Below are 21,233 nucleotides of genomic sequence, written 5' to 3' on the forward strand. Positions count from 1 at the left end.
CGGCCACCGCCTCCGCGGCGGTCCAGGCCGACAGCTTCGCCGCCAGGTCGGCGCCGCCACGGCCGACGAACGCGGCCCGGTGCGCGAGGTGTGCTCGGCCGGTGGCCAGGGTGAGGCCGACGTCCGCCGGGTGCGCACCGGTGTCCAGCCGCAGTGCCAGCTGCTCCGCCTGTGCGCGCAACGCCGCCGGCGTGTGCCCGGACAGCACCCACGGCACGACTGCGTCGACCGGCGCTTCGGCACGCGGCTCGGCGGCCACGGTGGCGGGGGCCTGCTCCAGGATGGTGTGCGCGTTCGTGCCGGAGATCCCGAACGACGACACCGCCGCCCGCCGCGGCCGCTCCACCTCCGGCCACGGGCTCGCCTCCGCCGCGAGTGTCACCGCACCCGCCGACCAGTCCACATGGGACGACGGCGTGTCGGCGTGGAGCGACTTCGGCACGAGCCCGTGCCGCATCGCCATCACCATCTTGATCACGCCGGCGACACCTGCCGCCGCCTGTGTGTGCCCGATGTTCGACTTCACCGACCCGAGCAGGACCGGCGTCTCACGGTCACGGCCGTAGGTCGCCAGCAGCGCCTGCGCCTCGATCGGGTCGCCCAGCTCCGTGCCCGTGCCGTGCGCCTCGACGACGTCCACATCGGACGCTGCCAGCCCGGCGCTGTCCAGCGCCAGCTTGATGACCCGCTGCTGCGACGGGCCGTTCGGTGCGGTGAGTCCGTTCGACGCACCGTCCTGGTTCACCGCGGAACCCCTCACCACCGCGAGCACCGGGTGGCCGAGCCGCCGTGCGTCCGACAGACGCTCCAGCACGAGCATGCCCACGCCCTCGGCCCAGCCGGTGCCGTCGGCGGAGTCGGAGAACGCCTTGCAGCGGCCGTCCGCGGAAAGGGCGCGCTGGCGCGAGAACTCCACGAAGGTGCTGGGTGTGGACATCACCGTCACGCCGCCGGCCAGCGCCAGCGTGCAGTCGCCGTTGCGCAGCGCCTGCGCGGCCAGGTGTAGAGCCACCAGCGACGACGAACACGCCGTGTCGACCGTGACCGCCGGCCCCTCGAGTCCCAGCGTGTAGGCCACGCGGCCCGAGGCGACGCTGGGCAGGCTGCCGTTGGTGCGGTAGCCCTCGAAGCCGTCGTCGGCGAGCAGTTCCCGGTAGTCGCTGTACATCACGCCCGCGTACACGCCGGCGCGGCTGCCGCGCAGCGACACCGGATCGACGCCCGCCCGCTCCAGAGCCTCCCACGACGTCTCCAGCAACAGCCGCTGCTGCGCGTCCGTCGCCATGGCCTCCCGCGGGCTCATCCCGAAGAACTCGGCGTCGAACTCGCCCGCGTCGTGGAGGAAGCCGCCGGCCCGCGAGTAGGACGTGCCCACGTGCCCGGGGTCGGCGTCGTAGAGGGTGTCGAGGTCCCAGCCGCGGTTCGCCGGGAACTCGGTGACCGCGTCGATGCCGTCCACGACCAGTCGCCACAGGTCCTCCGGCGAGCGCACACCGCCCGGGTACCGGCACGCCATGCCGACGATCGCGATCGGCTCGCGTCCCTTCAGCTCCAGTTCCTCGATGCGCTGGCGGGCGGTGCGCAGGTCGACCGTGACACGCCTCAGATACTCGACGACCTTGTCCTGCTGGCCGTGGTCATCCATCGCAGGTCCTCTTCTCCATCAACGAACGGGGGGCGGTGGGCGGGTTCAGTCCTGGGAGATGCCCAGCTCGCCATCGATGATCGTGAACAGCTCGTCGACCGAGGCCGAGTTGATCTTGTCGGCGTCGATCTCGTCGACGTGTCCGGCCGCGTCCGTCTCCGCCTGCCGCAGCCGCCGGCCGAGCTGCTCGAGCCGGTCGGCCAGCGTCGCGTGGTCGGCCGTGGGACCGGCGGCCGCGAGGGCCGCCTCCAGCCGGTCCAACTCCTGAAGGGGCATGCCGGTCCCGGCCGCCTCGGCCCCGGCGGAGGGCGCCAGTTCGTCCCGCAGGTACTCCGCGAGTGCCGACGGAGTCGGGTAGTCAAACAGCAGCGTGGACGGCAGCCGACGGCCGGTGACCGTGTTGAGCCGGTTGCGCAGCTCGACGCCGGTGAGCGAGTCGAAGCCGAGCTGCCGGAACTCGCGGTACTGCTCGATCGCGGCCGACGAGCCGTGGCCGAGGACAGCGGCGGCCTCGGTCCGTACGGCGCCGAGCACCAGCCGGAGGCGTTCGTCGGGAGCCGCGCCGGCGAGGCGCGATGCCAAGGTGGCGACCTCCGCCGCCGCGGTGGAGGCGGCGGTACGGCGGCCGGTTCCGGCGAGACCGCGCAACACGGCCGGTGCGTCGCTCCTCGTGCGCAGCCCGGACAGCTCCAGCCGCATCGGCACCAGCGCCGGGGCGTCGACGGCCAGCGCCGCGTCGAACAACGCCATGCCCTGCTCCGTCGTCAGCGGGGCCATGCCGTCGCGGGCCATGCGCGCGAGGTCCACATCGGACAGCGTCGCGGTCATGCCGGCGCCCGGCGCCCACGCGCCCCAGGCCAGTGAGACGGCCGGAAGGCCCGCCGAACGGCGGTGTGCGGCCAGTGCGTCGAGGAAGGCGTTGGCGGCGGCGTAGTTGGCCTGGCCGGCGCCGCCGATGACGCCCATGACCGAGGAGAACGTCACGAAGTGGGCGAGTCGCCGGTCCTTGGTCGCCTCGTGCAGGTTCCAGGCCGCGTCGGCCTTCGCCCGCAGCACGGTCGCCAGCCGCTGCGGTGTGAGCGAGCCGACCACGCCGTCGTCGAGCACGCCCGCGGTGTGCACGACCGTCGTGAGATCGGGGATGCTCGCGACCAGTTCACGAGTGGCGTCACCGTCCGCGATGTCGCAGGCGACCACCCGCACCTGGACACCCAGGCCCGCCAGTTCCTCGCGCAGCTCCGTCGCGCCGTCCGCCGCCGGGCCGCGGCGTGAGGCAAGCACCATCCGGGCCACGCCCTGTCCGGCCAGATGCAGGGCGAGCCTGCTGCCGAGGCCGCCCGTGCCGCCGGTGACGAGGACCGTGCCGTCGGTGGCGGTCCCGGCCGGCATTGTGAGGGTGATCTTGCCGGTGTGCCTGGCCTGGCTCATGTACCGGAACGCGTCGCCCGCACGCCGCACGTCCCACGATCGCACCGGGAGCGGCGCCAGCACCCCGGCCTCGAACAGCTCACTCAGTTCGGCGAGCATGCCGGCGATGCGGTCCGGGTCCACCACCATCAGGTCGAACGGCAGGTAGCGCACGTCGGGCAGGTCGGCGGGGTCACGCAGGTCCGTCTTGCCCATCTCCACGAAACGGCCGCCGTCGGCGAGCAGGTCCAGGGACGCGTCGGTGAACTCCCCGGCCAGCGAGTTGAGCACGACGTCGATCCGCTGCTCGCCCAGCACCCTGCCGAACGTCCCGGCGAAGTCGAGCGTCCGGGAGGAGGCGATGTGGTCGTCCGCGACGCCGAGGGCGCGCAGCGTGTCCCACTTGCCCTCGCTCGCCGTGGCGAACACCTCGGCGCCCAGGTGCCGCGCCAGCTGGATCGCGGCCATGCCCACACCTCCGGCACCGGCGTGGACGAGTACGCGTTCGCCGCCGCGCAGCCCCGCCAGGTCGACGAGACCGTGGTAGGCGGTGAGGAACACCAGCGGGACGGCCGCGGCCACCTCGTCCGGCCAAGCCGCCGGCACGGGCGTGAGCAACCGCTCGTCCACGACCGCCAGCGGGCCGAAGCCACCCGTGATCATGCCCATGACGCGATCGCCGACGCGCACGCCCGTCACCTCGGGGCCGACCTCGACGACCTCGCCCATGCCCTCGGCGCCGGGCGCGCCCGGGTCGCCGGGGTACATGCCCAGGACGTTGAGTACGTCCCGGAAGTTCACGCCCGCCGCGCGCACCCGTACGCGCACGTGCCGGCCGGCCAGCTCGCGCTCGGCCTCGGGATACGGGACGAGTGCGATGTCGTCGATGCTGCCCCGCTTCGGGATGTCCAGCCGCCATCCGCTGCCGCCGGGCGGCAGCAGGCCCGCGTCCGCGCCGAGGCGCGCCAGCCGGGCGGCGTGCACGACGCCGTCCCGCACCCAGCCCTGCGGTTCACCGGACGTCACCAGCGCGCCGTACGCCGCCGGGAGGTCCCCGCCCTCCGGCAGGTCCAGCAGCAGGAAGCGGCCGGGGTTCTCGGTCTGAGCGGTCCGTACCAGGCCCCACACGGCGGCCGAGGCCGGATCGTCGCCCGACACCGCGCCGTGTGTCACGAACAGCAGCGGTTCCTCGCTGTCGCGGGACAGCCGCTCCTGCACGGCTTCGAGCGCCCTGGCCGCCGCCGCGTGTGCCGCCGCCGCCATGTCGCCGGTGGCCGGCGCGAACTCCAGCACCGCGGCGGGCTCGGCCGCCCCGGCCTCCGGCAGCGGCGTCCAGTCCAGTGCGAACAGCGAGTCGTACGCGAGAGCCGCGGCGGGCGTGGCGGCCGCCCGCAACGTCAGCGACTCGGCGGCCGCGACCGGTTCACCGAGCACGTCCGCGGCCGTGATGGACACGCCCGGGCCGTTCGGGGCCAGGCGGACCCGCAGCGCCGCCGCGCCGGCGGCCGGCAGGGACACTCCCTCCCAGGCGAAGGGCAGGGCACCGGGCGGCACGCCCATGTCGCCGAGGAACGCAACCTGCACGGCGGCGTCGAGCAGCGCCGGGTGCAGGCCGAAGGCGCCCGCCCGGTCGGCTACCGCGTCGGGCAGCGCCACCTCCGCGAACACCTCGGCGTCCCGCCGCCACACCGCGCGCACGCCCCGGAACGCCGGGCCGTAGTCGAGGTTCATCGCGGCCAGCCGCTCGTAGCAGTCGTCCAGCGGCAGGGCCTGCGCGCCGGCCGGCGGCCACTGGTCCCGTGCGAACGCCGTGTCCGCCGCGGGAGCGTCCGCCGCGAGGTGTCCGGTGGCGTGCAGCGTCCAGGTGCCGTCGGCCCACGAGGACACCTTCACCGGGCGGCGGCCGTCCTCGGCCGCACCGACCGCGACCTGCACGGGGACCGAGCCGCGCGCGGGCAGCACCAGCGGTACGGCCAGCGTGAGCTCGTCCAGCCGTCCGCAGCCGGCCTCGTCGCCGGCGCGCAGCGCCAGCTCCACGAAGCCCGTGCCCGGGAACAGGATCCGGCCGCCGACCACGTGGTCCGCGAGCCAGGGTTGCGCGGTGGCGGACAGCCGGCCGGTGAGCAGCACGCCGTCGCGGTCCGCCAGTTGGACGACCGCACCGAGCAACGGGTGGCCCGCCTGTTCGAGACCCGCGCCGACGACGTCACCGGTCTCGCCGTCGTCCGGCCAGAAGCGCTGATGGCGGAACGCATAGGTGGGAAGGGCCACGGTGTGCGCCCCCGTGTCCGCGAGGAAGGCCGCCCAGTCCACCTCCGTGCCGCGCACGTGCAGCTCCGTCAGCGCGGTGACGGCCCGGTCTTCCTCGGGCCGGTCACGGCGCAGCAGCGGGATCGCCCGGACGTCGGCGTCGCCGGCGGCGTCGGGCACCAGGGCGCTGAGCGTGCCGTCCGGTCCGAGTTCGAGCACGGTGCGGACACCTGCGTCGGCCATCGCCCGGACGGCGTCCGTGAACAGCACCGGTTGCCGTACGTGCTGCACCCAGTAGACGCCGCTGTCCGGCACGTCGATCCGTCCGGTGAGCGCCGACACGAACGGGATGCGCGGCTCATGGAACGCCAGGTCCTCCAGCGCCTCGCCGAACCCGGCCAGCATCGGGTCCATCAGCGGCGAGTGGTAGGCGTGGGAGACCAGCAGCAGCTTCGTGCGGCGGCCCTGCTCGGTGAAGGTGTCGCGGATCTTCGCGACCACCTCGCCGACACCGGCCACCACGACGGACGCCGGCCCGTTCACGGCCGCGACGGACACTCCTTCCACCAGCAGCGGGCAGACCTCGCCCAGGGTCGCCTCGACGGCGAGCATCGCCCCGCCCTCGGGCAGGGCCTGCATCAGGCCGGCCCGGGTGAGCACGAGCGTCGCCGCGTCGGCCAGCGACAGCACGCCCGCGACGTGCGCGGCGGCGATCTCGCCGACCGAGTGGCCGCCGACCATGTCCGGCTCGACGCCCCACGACTCCACGAGCCGGTACAGGGCGACCTCCAGCGCGAACAGCGCGGGCTGTGCCCAACGGGTCCGGTCGAGTTCCGCCGCGTCCTCGCCCCACATGACGTCCCGCACCTCGGTGCCCAGTGCCGCGATCACCTCGTCGTACGCCGTGGCGAACGCGGGAAACCGCTCGTACAGGCCGCGGCCCATGCCGAGGCGCTGCGAGCCCTGGCCGGTGAACAGCACGCCCAGCTTGCCCTGGACGACCGAGCCCTGGACCGCGTCGGTCGGGCCGGCCAGCGTGGCCCGCAGGGTGTCCCCGTCCCGGCCGGTCACGGCGAGACGATGGGCGAAGCGCGTGCGGGTGCCGGCCAGGGACAGCGCCACGTCGGCCGCACCGCCGGACGCGGTCGCGACCCGCGCCGCCTGCGCGCGCAGCGCCTCCGGCGTGGGCGCCGACACCACCCAGGGAACCAGGACACCGTTCGTCTCGGGCGCGGGCTCCGGCTGGGCGGCCTGCTCCAGGATGACGTGGGCGTTCGTGCCGGAGATGCCGAATGACGAGACCGCCGCGCGTCTCGGCCGGTCCGTGTCGGGCCACGGTGTGGCCTCGGTGAGCAGGTCCACCGCACCCGCCGACCAGTCCACGTGCGACGACGGCTGTTCGACGTGCAGGGTCTGCGGCAGCATGCCGTGCTGCATGGCCTGCACCATCTTGATGACGCCCGCGATACCCGCGGCGGCCTGCGTGTGGCCGATGTTGGACTTCAGGGAGCCGAGCAGCAGCGGCGTCTCCCGGTCCCGGCCGTAGGCCGCCAGCAGGGCCTGGGCTTCGATCGGGTCGCCGAGCCTCGTGCCGGTGCCGTGCGCCTCGACCGCGTCCACGTCGGACGGACGCAGGCCCGCGTTGGCCAGCGCGGCACGGATCACCCGCTGCTGCGAGGGCCCGTTCGGTGCGGTGAGGCCGTTGGAGGCGCCGTCCTGGTTGACGGCCGAGCCACGTACGACAGCGAGTACCCGGTGTCCGTTCGCGCGGGCGGCGGACAGCCGCTCCAGTACCAGCACGCCGACGCCCTCGGACCAGCCGGTACCGTCGGCGGCGTCGGAGAACGACTTGCACCGGCCGTCGGCGGCCAGGCCGCCCTGCCGCGTGAACTCCACGAAGTTGTCGGGCGTGGACATGATGGTCACGCCGCCCGCCAGCGCGAGCCCGCACTCCCCGGCCCGCAGTGCCTGGGCGGCCAGATGCAGCGCCACCAGCGACGACGAACACGCGGTGTCGACGGTCAGTGCCGGGCCCTCCAGGCCGAGCACGTACGCCGTCCGGCCCGACATGACACTCGGCGTCGTACCGGTCATGACGAAGCCGCGGGCGTCGTCCCGCCGGCCGAGCAACGATTCGTAGCTGCCGCCGAAGGTGCCGACGAACACGCCGGTCCGGGTACCGCGCAGGGAGGCCGGGTCGAGGCCGGCGCGCTCCAGCGCCTCCCAGGTGGTCTCCAGCAGCTGGCGCTGCTGGGGATCCATCGCCTTGGCCTCACGCGGCGAGATGCCGAAGAACTCGGCGTCGAAGCCCGCCGCGTCGGGGAGGAAGCCGCCCGAGCGGGTGGCGACGGCGGGTGTGCCGTCGGAGCCGGGGGCGAACAGCGCATCCAGGTCCCAGCCACGGTCGGTCGGGAAGTCGCCGACCACGCACCGTCCCTCGGCGGCGACCCGCCACAGGTCCTCGGGGCCGGCGATGCCGCCCGGGAACCGGCACGCCATGCCGACGATCGCGATCGGCTCGTCGGCGGCGGCCGGGGTGAGGGTGGCTTCCTCGGTCTCGCCGGTGACGGAGGCGAGCAGGAAGTCGGCGAGCCGGTCGGGCGTCGGGTGGTCGTAGACGACGGACGCGGGCAGCGCGATGCCGAGTGCGGCGACGAGCCGCTCCCGGAGGTCGACGGCGGTGATCGAGTCGAAGCCGAGGGCGCGGAACCCACGGGAGGTGTCGATCGCGGCCGCGTCCGTGTGCCCCAGCACGGTGGCGGCCTGCGCCCGGACGGTGTCGAGGAGCGCCGTGCGATCGAGCGCCGGGACCTCGGCGACGGCGGCGGGCTCCGGTTCGCGCACGGGCGCGGCCGTGGTACCGGGACCGGCCGTCCAGTACCGGCGGCGGTCGAACGCGTACGTGGGCAGGTCGATCCGGCGGCCGCCCTCGTAAAGACCGGCCCAGTCCACCGGCACACCCCGCACGAACGCCTCGGCGAACGACGCGTACACGCGGTCCAGGCCGTCCTCGCCACGGCGCAGCGTGCCCGTCACGACGGCCCGCACGCCGGCCGCTTCGATCGCCTCGGTGATGCCGACGCGCAGCACGGGATGCGGGCTGCACTCGATGAACGCGCGGTGCCCCTCGTCGAGCAGCGTGGCGATCGCGGGCCCGAAGTTCACCGTGCTGCGCAGGTTCCGGTACCAGTAGCCGCCGTCCATAGTCTCGGTGTCCAGCCACTCGCCGGTCACCGTCGAATGGAACGGCACCTCCGCGGTGCGGGGCCGGACCGGTGCGAGCAGGTCGAGCAGTTCCTCCTGGATCTTCTCGACCTGCGCCGTGTGCGAGGCGTAGTCGACGTCGATACGCCGCACTCGCACCCCGTCGGCGGTCAAGGTGTCGAACAGCGTCTCCAGCGCGGCGGGCGCACCGGCGACGACGACCGAGGCCGGCCCGTTGACGACCGCGATCTGCACGGACCCGTCCGCGGGCAGCAACGACTCAACGCGCTCCACCGGCAACGGCACCGACATCATGGCGCCCTCGCCCGCGATCCGGCGGGCGATGGCCCGGCTGCGCAGCGCGACCACCCGCGCACCGTCCTCGAGGGACAGCGCTCCGGCGACGACGGCGGCGGCGATCTCACCCTGCGAATGACCGACGACCGCGTCCGGACGCACGCCCCGCGCACGCCACAGGGCCGCCAGCGACACCATCACCGCGAAGGACACCGGCTGCACCACGTCCACGCGATCGAGGTCCGGCGCACCCTCGGCCTGACGCAGCACGTCCACCAGCGACCAGTCGGTGAACTCCGACAGCGCCGCCGCGCACGCGCCGATCCGCTCGGCGAACACCGGCGACTCGTCCAGCAGCCGTGCGCCCATGCCGGCCCACTGGGCGCCCTGGCCGGGGAACACGAAAACGGTCCGGCCCTCGACGTCCGCCACACCATGGACGGCGGCGGGTGTCGCCTCGCCCCGGGCGAACGCCTCCAGCCCGTCACGGTCGACGACCACCGCCCGGTGCTCGAACAGCGAACGCGTCGTCACCAGCGAATGTCCGAGATCCCGTGGATCGGCCTCCAGCCTGACCAGGCCGGCGGCCTGACCGCGCAACGCCGCGGCGGAGCGCGCCGACAGCACCAGCGGCAACGCGGCCGGCTCGGTCTCCCGTTCCGCCGGGGCGGGCGCGGGCGGGGCCTCCTCCAGCAGGACATGGGCGTTGGAGCCGCTGAACCCGAAGGACGACACGCCGCACCGCCGCGGGGCGTCACCGCTCGTCCAGTCGCGCTGCCGCGTCAGCAGCTCGACCGCACCGGACGACCAGTCCACGTGCGACGTCGGCGGTTCGGCGCGCAGGGTGGCGGGCAGGACGCCGTGCCGTAGGGCCTCGACCATCTTCACCACGCCGAGCACGCCGGCCGCGGCCTGGGTGTGACCCAGGTTGGACTTGAGCGACCCCGTCCACAACGGCCGGTCGCGGTCCTGTCCGTAGGTGGCGATGAGCGCACGGGCCTCGATCGGGTCGCCGAGCGGGGTGCCGGTGCCGTGCGCCTCCACGGCGTCCACCTCGGACGGACGCAGGCCCGCGTCAGCGAGTGCCGCGGCGACGACCTCGCGCTGCGCCTCTTCGCTCGGAGCGGTGAGCCCCGCCGAGGCGCCGTCGGAATTGATCGCCGAGCCCCGCACCACGGCCAGCACCTGATGTCCCTCGGCGCGTGCCGTCGACAGGCGCTCCACGAACAGCACGCCGGCGCCCTCGCTCCACGCGGTGCCGTTCGCGTCCGCGCCGAAGGGCTTCGGCCGCGCGTCGGGCGACAGTGCACGCTGCCGGCTGAACGCGACGAAGGCGGCCGGGGTCGGCATGACCGTGACGCCGCCGACGATGGCCTGCGCGCATTCCCCGCCGCGCACCGACCGCACCGCGAGGTGCAGGGCGACCAGCGAGCTGGACGACGCCGTGTCCACGGTGAGCACGGGTCCGCGAAGGCCCAGTTCGTAAGCGATACGGCCGGAGGCGACGCTGCCCGCGGTGCCCGTGTGCAGATGGCCCTCGGCGCCGTGCGCGTTGGTCAGCCCCGGCCCGTACTCATGCGCTTCCGCGCCGACGAACACGCCGGTGGCGGTGTTGCGCAGCGTCACCGGATCCACGCCCGCGCGCTCCAGCGCCTCCCACACGACCTCCAGCAGCACCCTTTGCTGCGGGTGCATCGCCTCGGCCTCACGGGGTGAGATCCCGAAGAACGGGGCGTCGAACTCGGCGGCGCCGGCGAGGAATCCGCCCTCGCGCACGTAACTCCGGCCCGGCGCCGTCGGGTCGGGGTCGTACAGCGCGTCGAGGTCCCAGCCGCGGTCCGTCGGGAACGGGCCGAGGACGTCCTCACCGTCGCACAGCAGGCGCCACAGCCCCTCCGGCGAGTCGATACCGCCGGGAAGGCGGCACGCGGTACCGACGATGACCACCGGGTCGATCACTTCCGGGTTCTCGTTGCCGGCTTCGCTCATGACGCGGGACCACCTCAGACCGGTAGGTACGACAGGGACTCAGCGGTGGAGCGTATGGGCGGCCCAACCCGTTTTTCCCTACAGGTGCGGCACCGGCGCAGGTGGCCTGCGCAGCCGTCGCCGATCTAGGGAATTCCGGCCGTCGGCGATGGGATAAACGGGATCTCGGGGGCGCACACCGGTCCCGTCCGTGGATAAGCCCGCCCGAAAGGTGTTGCTCATGTCATCCAGCTCGCGGCCGATCCTGTTCGTCAGCCTCCCCGAGAGCGGTCTGTTCAACCCGGTCCAGACGATCGCGGGCGAGTTCGCCCGGCGCGGTGTCCCGGACCTGTGGTTCGCCACCGACGAGGAACGCCGGGGCGACATCGAGGCGCTGGCCGACGCGTCGACGGTACGGTTCGCCTCACTCGGCGACGTGGTACCGGAGTTGTCGGCCCTGACGTGGGACGAGGACGTCTACGCCGAGGTGACGGGCCCGAAGCGGTTCGCCGCGCACGCCGCCGTGATCCGCCACACCTACGACCCCGCGCTGCACGTCGGCAAGTACCGGCGGCTCCTCGGGATCGTCGAGGAACTGAAGCCCGCGCTGATGGTCATCGAGAGCCTCACCGCGTACGCCATCGACATCGCGATCACCCGCAGGATCCCGTACGTGCTCGTCTCCCCCTTCCTGCCGAGCAACTACGTGACCGCGTACACCCCCTTCACCAAGGCGTACACCGGCCCCGACTTCCCCGTACCGCACTCGGGCCTGTCCGTGCACATGACGCTGCGGCAACGGATCGAGAACCGGCTCTTCCGTGTGCGCACCATGGCGATCTTCCTGCGTCCGTCCATGGCCCGGATCCTCAGGCAGGACAAGCGAACCCGCCGGGAGCTGGGCATCGATCCGGAGGCGCGGCGTTTCCTGGCCAAGATCGAACGCGCCGAGATGGTGGTGAACGGGTCGCTGGCCGAGCTGGACTACCCGTTCCGGGCGCCGGACAACATGAGGATGGTGGGCGCGCTGATCCCGCCGCTGCCCCAGGCACCCGAGGACGAGGACGTCAGCAGGTGGCTGGCCGCGCGCGACTCCGTGATCTTCGTCGGCCTGGGCACCACCACCCGCCTGACCTCCGGCCAGGTACGCGACATGCTGACGGTGGCACGGCGGCTCGGCAAGGACCACCACATCCTGTGGAAACTGCCCGAGGAGCAGCAGGGCCTGCTGCCCGACGAGCCGCTGCCCGAGAACGTGCGCATCGAGAGCTGGGTGCCCTCCCAGCTCGACGTGCTCGCCCACCCGAACGTGAAGGTGTTCCTGACCCACGGCGGCGGCAACGGCTTCCACGAGGGCCTGTACTTCGGCAAGCCGATGGTCATCCGCCCGCTGTGGGTGGACTGCCACGACCAGGCGGTGCGCGGTGAGGACTTCGGCGTGAGCCTGACCGTCGACGCGCACCGCGGCTCCGGCGACGACATCTTCCGTGCGCTGAAGCGGGTGCTGGAGGAGCCGTCGTTCGGCGAGCGCGCCCAGCACTTCGGCAAGCTGCTGCGCGCCGCCGGCGGCGCGGACGCCGCCACCGATCTGGTGCTCGATCTGCCCGCCCTGGCTCCGGAGCCCTTGCGGAGCGCTACGCCCGAATGATCCCCTTCGGCCGCAACATGGCCGGAGGCAGCCGAGCTCGCTCACGCGCCGGCACCCATCGACGAACGAGGACCTCATGGGATTCAAGTACCCGGTCTCCAGGCCCAGCATGAAGGGGCGCGAACTGGAGTACGTCACCGACGCGGTCACCAGCGGATGGATCTCCGCGCAGGGACCCTACATCCCGCGATTCGAGCAGGAGTTCGCCCGGTACAACGGGGTCGAGCACGCCGTCGCGTGCTCGTCGGGCACCACGGCACTGACCCTGGCACTGCGGGCGCTGGGCATCGGGCCGGGCGACGAGGTGCTGGTGCCGGAGTTCACCATGGTCGCGACGGCGTGGGCGGTGACCTACACCGGTGCCACGCCCGTGTTCGTGGACTGCGGCGACGACCTCAACATCGATGTCACGCTGATCGAGGACAAGATCACTCCGCGGACCAAGGCCATCCTGCCGGTGCACGTCTACGGCAGGCGCTGCGACATGGACGCGATCATGAAGATCGCCTACGAGTACAACCTGCGGGTGGTCGAGGACTCCGCCGAGGCGCACGGCATCCGCCCGGTCGGGGACATCGCGTGCTTCTCGCTGTTCGCGAACAAGATCATTTCCTCGGGCGAGGGCGGGGCGTGCGTCACCGACGACCCCCGTCTCGCCGCCCAGATGGAGCACCTACGGGGCATGGCGTTCAGCAGGGAGCACGACTTCCTGCACAAGAAGCTCGCCTACAACTTCCGGATGACCAACATGCAGGCCGCCGTCGCCCTGGCACAGGTCGAGCGGATCGACGAGATCCTCGCGGCGCGGGCGCGCATCGAGGAGCATTACGACCGCGAGCTCTCCGGCATCGACGGCCTCACGCTGATGCCCTCGCGTCAGGTGCTGTGGATGTACGACGTGCTGGCCCGGGACCGCGACGCGCTCATGGAGTTCCTCGGGGAGAACGGCGTCGAGACCCGGTACTTCTTCCAGCCGATGAGCAGGCAGCCGATGTACCGCGACCCGGTGTGGCCCTCGCTCAAGGCCGCCCGGTTCGCCCAGGAGGGCCTCTACCTGCCGACCTACACCGACATGAGCCCCGAGGACCAGGACTTCGTCGTCGGCCGGATCCGCAAGTTCTACGGCGCCGGCTGACCGCGCCCCGACCCCGATTGGACGTGTGCACATGACGTTATCCAAACCCGAAGTGACGCAGTTCCCGGTACGGCTGCCCGGCGAGCCCTTCCCCCCGCGCCAGTACGCCGACTTCCGCAAGCGGCCCGGTCTGATCCGCTCGACGCTGCCGACGGGCAGCCTTGTGTGGCTGGTGTCGCGGCACGAGGACGTGCGCACCGCGCTGACCGACCACCGGATCAGCTCCGATCCCGCGCGCGAGGGCTTCCCCAGCGTCGCGAGGACGGGCGGCGTGCCGACGCAGGAGCAGATCCCCGGCTGGTTCGTCGGCATCGACCCGCCGGAGCACGGCAGGTTCCGCAAGGCACTGATCCCCGAGTTCAGCGTGCGGCGTGTCAGGGAGTGGCGGCCGCTCATCCAGGAGACCGTGGACCGCTGCGTCGACCACCTGCTGTCCTTCGGCAACTCCGCCGACCTGGTCGCCGAGTTCGCGCTGCCGGTGCCGTCACTGGTGATCTCGACGATGCTGGGCGTGCCGTTCGTGGACCGGGAGTTCTTCGAGTCACGCACCAAGACGCTGGTGAACCTGAAGACCACCACCGAGGACGAGCGGAGTGCGGCCGTCCAGGAACTGCTGCGCTACATCGGCAGGCTCATCAAGGTCAAGCAGAAGCGGCCGGGCGACGACCTGATCTCCCGGCTGCTGGAGTCCGCGGTACTGACCCCGGAGGAGCTGACCGGCGTCATCATGCTGCTGCTGATCGCCGGGCACGAGACCACGGCGAACAACATCGCGCTCGGTGTGGTGACCCTGCTGTCGAACCCGCAGTGGATCGGCGACGACCGCGCGGTGGACGAGTTGCTGCGCTACCACTCGGTCGCGGACCTGGTCGCGCTGCGCGTGGCGGTCGAGGACGTGGAGATCGGCGGCCAGCTCATCAGGGCCGGGGAGGGCATCATCCCGCTCATCGCCGGCGCCAACCACGACCTGGACAGCTTCGAGCGGCCCGACGAGTTCGACCCGGGCCGGGCCGCGCGCCACCACGTCGCGTTCGGCTACGGCGTGCACCAGTGCCTCGGGCAGAACCTGGTGCGTGCCGAGATGGAGATCGTCTACCAGACGCTGTTCCGCCGGGTGCCGACGCTCGCGATCGGCGCGGACGTCGCGGCCCTGCCGTTCAAGTACGACGGCACCCTGTTCGGCCTGCACGAGCTGCCCGTCCGTTGGTGAGTCCGGGAGGAACGAAGACATGAAGATCAATGTGGACAGGAGCCGGTGCGTCGGCGCGGGCCAGTGCGTACTGACGGCGCCGGCGCTGTTCGACCAGGGCGAGGAGGACGGCCTGGTGGAGGTGCTAGACGCCGAACCGGACGACACGCAGGCCGCCGCCGCGAAGATGGCGGCGCAGGTCTGCCCGTCCGGCACGATCACTCTGATCCGCTAGGAGTTCTCCCCCTCCCACGGCCGCACAGGGCCGGGGACCAGCGCGGCGGCTTGTGCTCCGCTTCCGGTCCCCGGCCCTCCTCGGTTCCCTGCCGCACAGCGTGCGCCCGCTTCCTGTTCGCGGGCGCACGCTGTGTCGTTCGTGCGCGGCTGCCTGTCGTGCGTCGTGTGCGTCCGAGCCGTGGCGGAGTCCTCGACGCCCTCGACGTCCTCGACGACCGACCGCGGTCACGGAGTCACAACGTGGCCAGCCACTCCTTCATGACGGTCGCCGTGACGTGGGAGTCCCGCTGCGCCAGCGAAAAGTGGTCGGCGTCGATGGTGCGGACCGTCTCCGCGGGGACGAGCAGCTCCTGCTGCCCATGCTCTACGCTCGCGTCGGGGTCACCGAGCAGGGGCACGCTGCAGCGCACCAGCAACGTCGGCGCGGTGGTCGGCGGAACCTCCAGGGCGGACATGCGGTTGAGGTAGTGCGCCATGGCCGACAGCCGGTTGCTGTCCACCGTCACGGTGGCCGAGTCCGTCTCGCCCATGAACCTCCTGGCCAGCTGCCGGTAGTCCACGCTGTCCCCGTGTTCGTGCCGCAGGCTGAGCGTGTCCAGCATGATCACACCGTCGGCGCGCACACCCCACATGCTCTCCAGCAGCCCGGCCACCGCCAGGGCCAGCGCACCGCCCGACGAGTGGCCGACCAGCACGAACGGGTCCCCGTCGCCGGCGTGCAGCACACTTTCCGCGACGGCCCGTGTGATGGCCTGCGCCGAGCCGGGCAGGCTCTCCCCCGCCGCGAACCCGACCAGTGGCAACGCCTGCACACCACGGTCGCCGCGGAAGTGGGCGGCGATACGGGCGTACTGGTGCGCACCGCCGACGGACACGGGTGAGCTGATGCAGATCAGCCGCGGCCCGGCTGGCCCGTCCGCGAGGGTAACGGGCTCGGGAAGTTCCTCCAGTTCGGCGGGCGCCTCGAACAGCGGCCGGGTGAGGGCGATGGCCTTGAGCAGCTCCCAGCCCTCGTCGACCTTGCCCGCCCGGACCGCGTCGAAGTACACCTTGCCGACGGTGTCGCCGGACTGCCCGGACGTGGTCGCCGGGGCCGGGCCGACGTGTTCGGCGAGCTGGCCACGCAGCCACCGGGCCAGCTCGGCGGGCGTCTTGTGGTCGAGTACGACCGTGCCGGGCAGCCGGAGACCGACCGTGTCGGCGAGCCGGTTGCGCAGCTCCACCGACATCAGCGAGTCGAAGCCGGCCTCCAGGAAGTCACGCTCCGGGTCCATGTCGCTCGCGTCGGCGTGGCCGAGCACGGCCGCCGCGTAGTCGACGATCAACTCACACAGCACCGTGTCCTGGTGGGCGGCGGGGAGCCCGCTCAGCCGGTCGCGCAGCGCCGCCGTGGACACCGCGGACGCGTCCGCGGCGGCGCGGCGGCGCGGTGCCCTCAGCAGGCCGCGCAGGATCGGGTGCGTGGCCGGTCCCCCCTTCGCACCGGGCTTCACCGCGAACGGCACGAGCAGCGCCTCGTCGGTGGCGGACGCGGCGTCGAACAGGGCCATGCCCTGCTCCACGGTGAGCGGCATCGAACCCGAGTTCGCCATCCGCCGCATCTCGGCCTGCGACAGCGCTTCCGTCATGCCGGCGTCCTGCGTCCAGGCGCCCCATGCCAGCGACAGCGCGGGACGTCCGGCGGCGCGGCGCCGGGCCGCGATGGCGTCCAGGGCGGCGTTGGCGGCCGCGTAGTTACCCTGGCCGGCGCCGCCCATCACACCCGAGAGCGAGGAGTACAGCACGAACACGTCCACGTCGCCGACGAGTTCGTCGAGGTGCTGCGCCGCGTCCACCTTCGGCCGCAGCACGGCCGCGAGCCGCTCCGGCGTCAGCGTGTCGAGCACGCCGTCGTCCAGCACGCCCGCCGTGTGCACGACCGCCCGGACCGGGTGCCCGGCCAGGAGGGCGGCCACCGCGTCACGGTCGGCCACGTCGCACGCCGCCAGCGTGACGTCGGCGCCCTGCTCGATCAGCTCGGCCGCCAGCTCCCGCGCACCCGGCGCCTCCGGGCCGCGTCGGCTGACCAGCAGCAGCTTGCGCACGCCCCGTTCCACGACGAGGTGCCGGGCCAGCGCGCTGCCGAGGCCACCGGTGCCGCCGGTGATGAGGACCGTGCCGTCCGGGTCCCACGCCCGGGGCTCCGGCGCGGTGCCGAACCTCGCCAGTCGTGCGACGGCGGCCGCCCCGTCGGTGAGGACGGCCTGTGTCTCACCGTCGTCCAGCAGGCCGGGCGCCGCGGCGACGAGCAGCCGTGACGCTTCCGTGTCGTCGACGTCGAGCAGCAGGAACCGGCCCGGGTTCTCGGCCTGGGCCGCCCGCACGAGGCCCCACACGCCCGCCGCGGGAACGTCCGCGCCGGCCACCGCACCGGAGGTGACCAGCACGAGCGGCACGTCGTCGGCACGCTCGTCGGCCAGCCAGGACGTGAGCAGGCCGAGCGCCGCCGCGGTGGCCTCCTGCACCGAGTCGCCCGTGACGGGCGCGAGCACGAGGTCGGGCCGTGTGGCCAGTACCGTGTCAAGGGTGTCGCCGTAGCCGACGACGTCGCAGCCCGCGCCCGCCAGCGCGGCACCGAGGCCGAGGGTGTCGGCGCCGAGCACCGCCCATCGCCCGCCCGTCACCGGGGCGACGTCGACCGGCGTCCAGTCGAGGCGGAACAGCCAGGCGGACTCCGGCCGCACCGGCCCGGCGGCGACGGGCTCACGCAGTGCCAGCGACGCCACGGACACCGCGGGGCGGCCGGTCGCGTCGACCGCCGTGACGGAGACGGCGTCGCCGCCGAGTGACGTGATCGCCACGCGCAGCAGCGCCGGCCCGGAGGCGTGCAGCGTGGCACCTTCCCATGAGAACGGCGCCAGCACACGGCCGGCGGCCTCCGGCAGGAACGCGACCGCCTGCACCACCGAGTCGAGCAGTGCCGGGTGCACGCCGAAGTCCGCGGCGTCCCCGATCGAGTTCGGCAGCGCCACCTCGGCGTACACGGTGTCGCCGGCCCGCCGGACCTCGCGCAGGCACTGGAAGGCCGGGCCGTAGCCGGAGCCGTCGTAGTGCGCGCCGATGTCGACGGGTTCGGCGTCGCGCGGCGGCCACGCCACGGTCGCGCCGGTCACGCCGCCGGAGGTGAGGGTGCCGGTGGCGTGGGGCAGCCACTCGCCGCCGATCGCGTCCTGGCGGGAGAACACGCCTATGCGGCGGCGTCCCCGCTCGTCGGCCGCGGCGACCCGTACCTGCACCGCGACCGCGCCGGTCTCGGACAGAGCGAGCGGGGCCGCGATGGTGAGTTCCTCGACGGTGTCGCAGCCGACCTCGTCGGCCGCGCGGAACGCCAGCTCCGCGAAGGCGGTGGCCGGGAGCACGACGGCGCCGGCCGCGACGTGATCCGCCAGCCACGGATGGGTGCGCAGGGACAGCCGTCCGGTCAGCAGGGTGTCGCCGTCGGCGAGTTCGACGGCCGCGCCGAGCAGTGGGTGGGCCACCGAGTCGAGACCGGCGCCCGTGACGTCGGCCGCGCCGGAGCGGGCCTGTGGCCAGTAGCGAACGTACTGGAAGGGGTAGGTCGGCAGGTCCACCGGCCGCGCCGGCGGCAGCACCGCGCGCAGATCGACGGCGACGCCGCGGGTGTGCAGGGTGGCGAGCGCGGTGACGGCCGACTCCTCCTCCGGACGGTCCCGCCGCAGCATCGGCACCGTGGCGCCGGCGTCGACCGTCGCCGCGATCATCGCGGAGAGTGTGCCGTCGGGCCCCAGCTCCAGGAAGGTGGTCACGCCCTCCTCGGCCATGGCGGTCACGGTGTCCATGAACCGGACCGGCTCGCGGACGTGCCGCACCCAGTAGCCGGGGTCGGTCGGGGCGCCGGAGACGAGGCCGGTCGTCGGCCGCGCGAACGTGACGCCGGCGAGGGCGGCGGCGAAGCCGTCGAGCATCGGGTCCATCAGCGCCGAGTGGAACGCGTGCGACACCGGCAGCCGCTTGTGCTTCCAGCCCTTCTCGGCCGCCACGGCGGCGACCCGCGCCACCGCTTCCGTCTCGCCCGCTACGACGGTCGCCGCCGGCCCGTTCACCGCCGCGACGGTCGCCCCCTCGCCGAGCACGGCGACCACGTCGGCCTCCGCCGCCGACACGGCGAGCATCGCGCCGTCCTCCGGCAGCGCGTCCATCAGCTCGGCCCGCGCCCGCACCAACCGGCACGCATCACCCAGCGACAGCACCCCCGCCACATGCGCCGCGACGATCTCACCCAGCGAATGCCCGGCCACCACCTCCGGCCGCACACCCCACGACTCCACCAGCCGATACAACGCCACCTCCAGCGCGAACAACGCCGGCTGCGACCACCCGGTCCGGTCCAACGCGTCGGGATCCTCGCCCCACATCACCTCCCGGACGTCCGCACCCAGCTCCCCGACCACCGCGTCGAACGCCTCCGCGAAGACCGGGAAGCGCTCGTACAGCTCGCGGCCCATGCCCAGGCGCTGCGAGCCCTGTCCGGTGAAGACGATCCCCAGCCGCCCGCGCGCCACCGTGCCGGCCACGACGCCCTGCGCCGCGCCGCCGGCGGCCCACTCCGAGAGCGCCTCGGCCAGGTCGCGGCGCGTGCGGCCGGTCGCCACCACGCGGTGCTCGAACCGGGTGCGTGCGGTGAGCGCCGCCGCGACGTCCGCGGCCCTCCAGTCCGGCTCCCGCCCGACGCGCTCCACCAGCGCGGTCGCCTGATCACGGAGTGCCGCGGCGGTCTTCGCCGACAGCGCCCACGGGATCACCGACGTCTCCGGCGCGCTCTCCGAGGTGTCCTGCGTGGTCGCGTCCTCCGTGGGCGCCTGCTCCAGGATCGTGTGCGCGTTGGTGCCGCTCACGCCGAACGACGACACACCGGCCCGGCGCGGACGTCCGGTCTCCGGCCACGGCGTGGCGGCCGTCGCCAGCTCGACCGCGCCCCCCGTCCAGTCCACGTGGGACGAGGGCGCGTCCACGTGCAGCGTCTGCGGGACGACGCAATGCCGCATCGCCATGACCATCTTCATGACGCCGGCCGCGCCGGCCGCGGCCTGCGTGTGCCCGATGTTGGACTTCACGGAGCCGAGCAGCACCGGCCGCTCGCGGTCCTGGCCGTAGGTGGCGAGCAGGCTCTGCGCCTCGATCGGGTCGCCGAGCCGGGTGCCGGTGCCGTGCGCCTCGACCACGTCGACATCACCGGCGGACAGGCCGGCGCTGGCCAGCGCCTGCTCGATGACCCGTCGCTGGGACGGCCCGTTGGGAGCGGTGAAGCCGTTGGACGCACCGTCCTGGTTGACGGCGGAGCCGCGCACCACGGCCCAGACCGGGTGGCCCAGCCGCTGTGCGTCGGACAGCTTCTCCACCACGAACATGCCGACGCCCTCGGACCAGCCGGTGCCATCAGCGGCGTCCGCGAACGCCTTGCAGCGCCCGTCCGAGGCGAGCGCGCCCTGGCGGGTGAAGCCGGCGAACCGGAGCGCGGTCGACATCACGGTGACGCCGCCGGCCAGCGCGAGGTCGCACTCCCCCGCCCGCAGCGCCTGCGCCGCCAGGTGCAGCGCCACCAGCGACGATGAGCAGGCGGTGTCCACGGTGACCGCGGGGCCCTCGAGGCCGAACGTGTAGGACAGGCGGCCGGCGATCGCGCTCGCCGCGATGCCCGTGCCGGCGTGCCCCTCCGCGTCCTCGACGGAGTCGAGCACCAGCGAGGCGTAGTCCTGTCCGTCGGTGCCGGCGAACACCGCGGTGCGGCTGCCGCGCAGCGACGCCGGATCGATGCCGGCCCGCTCGAACGCCTCCCACGACGTCTGCAGCAGCAGCCGCTGCTGCGGGTCGAGCACCACGGCCTCACGCGGCGAGACACCGAAGAAGCCCGCGTCGAATCCGGCGACGTCGTGCAGGAAGCCGCCACGGAGCGTGGCGCTGTGGCCGGGGCCCTCACCGGAGAGCAGGTCCAGGTCCCAGCCGCGGTCGGCCGGGAAGGGAACGATCCCCTCACGGCCGTCGGCGACCAGCTCCCAGAGCTGCTCGGGGGTGGTGACGCCGCCGGGGAACCGGCAGGCCATGCCCACGATGGCGACGGGCTCGCAGTGGCCGGACTCGGCCTCCTCCAGTCGGCGCCGGGTCCGGTGCAGATCGGCCGTCACCCATTTCAGGTACTCGACCAGTTTCGTGTCGTCCGCCATCGCGATGGCTGCCTTTCGGTGCGGAGTGAGGG

Annotated in this window: 7 protein-coding genes; 4 read left to right on the forward strand and 3 right to left on the reverse strand. The window is 73.3% G+C overall.

Features of this window, described 5'->3' with window-relative positions; all coding sequences use genetic code 11:
• Together B7L92_RS16050 and B7L92_RS16055 are read right to left on the reverse strand one after the other, a co-directional pair.
• On the reverse strand, positions 1-1,645 hold a 1,645-nt coding region (locus B7L92_RS16050), incomplete at its 3' end, for a type I polyketide synthase (protein ID WP_174703967.1).
• A 45-nt stretch (positions 1,646-1,690) separates the two neighbouring features.
• A complete protein-coding gene (locus tag B7L92_RS16055) occupies positions 1,691-10,810 on the reverse strand; it encodes a type I polyketide synthase (protein WP_438363997.1) in 9,120 nt (3,039 codons plus the stop codon).
• A 202-nt stretch (positions 10,811-11,012) separates the two neighbouring features.
• Here B7L92_RS16055 and B7L92_RS16060 point away from each other — a divergent pair, with 202 nt between their 5' ends.
• From B7L92_RS16060 to B7L92_RS16075, 4 genes are all read left to right on the forward strand, one after another.
• A complete protein-coding gene (locus B7L92_RS16060; protein WP_081238285.1) occupies positions 11,013-12,419 on the forward strand; it encodes a glycosyltransferase in 1,407 nt (468 codons plus the stop codon).
• Between the two features lie 76 nt (positions 12,420-12,495).
• On the forward strand, positions 12,496-13,554 hold the full coding sequence (locus tag B7L92_RS16065; protein ID WP_081238286.1) for a DegT/DnrJ/EryC1/StrS family aminotransferase: 1,059 nt from the start codon (positions 12,496-12,498) through the stop codon (positions 13,552-13,554).
• Between the two features lie 31 nt (positions 13,555-13,585).
• The gene (locus B7L92_RS16070; RefSeq protein ID WP_081238287.1) at positions 13,586-14,764 is read left to right on the forward strand and encodes a cytochrome P450; all 1,179 of its coding nucleotides are present in this window, start codon (positions 13,586-13,588) and stop codon (positions 14,762-14,764) included.
• A 19-nt stretch (positions 14,765-14,783) separates the two neighbouring features.
• Complete coding sequence (locus tag B7L92_RS16075) at positions 14,784-14,978, forward strand: ferredoxin (protein WP_081238288.1); 195 nt, start codon at positions 14,784-14,786, stop codon at positions 14,976-14,978.
• Positions 14,979-15,213: 235 nt separating this feature from the next.
• Here B7L92_RS16075 and B7L92_RS16080 read toward each other — a convergent pair whose 3' ends face one another.
• Positions 15,214-21,201 (reverse strand): type I polyketide synthase, encoded by a 5,988-nt coding sequence (locus B7L92_RS16080; RefSeq protein WP_081238289.1) that lies wholly within the window; start codon positions 21,199-21,201, stop codon positions 15,214-15,216.
• Positions 21,202-21,233 lie beyond the last annotated feature (32 nt).

The organism is Streptomyces viridosporus (assembly GCF_002078235.1).
GTDB lineage: Bacteria > Actinomycetota > Actinomycetes > Streptomycetales > Streptomycetaceae > Streptomyces > Streptomyces viridosporus.

What these genes read in the sequence shown, in the direction of transcription:
- B7L92_RS16060 (WP_081238285.1), top strand. Translation starts at nt 11,013, where the DNA reads ATGTCATCCAGCTCGCGGCCGATCCTGTTCGTCAGCCTCCCCGAGAGC.
- B7L92_RS16080 (WP_081238289.1), bottom strand. Translation starts at nt 21,201, where the DNA reads ATGGCGGACGACACGAAACTGGTCGAGTACCTGAAATGGGTGACGGCC.
- B7L92_RS16075 (WP_081238288.1), top strand. Translation starts at nt 14,784, where the DNA reads ATGAAGATCAATGTGGACAGGAGCCGGTGCGTCGGCGCGGGCCAGTGC.
- B7L92_RS16065 (WP_081238286.1), top strand. Translation starts at nt 12,496, where the DNA reads ATGGGATTCAAGTACCCGGTCTCCAGGCCCAGCATGAAGGGGCGCGAA.
- B7L92_RS16070 (WP_081238287.1), top strand. Translation starts at nt 13,586, where the DNA reads ATGACGTTATCCAAACCCGAAGTGACGCAGTTCCCGGTACGGCTGCCC.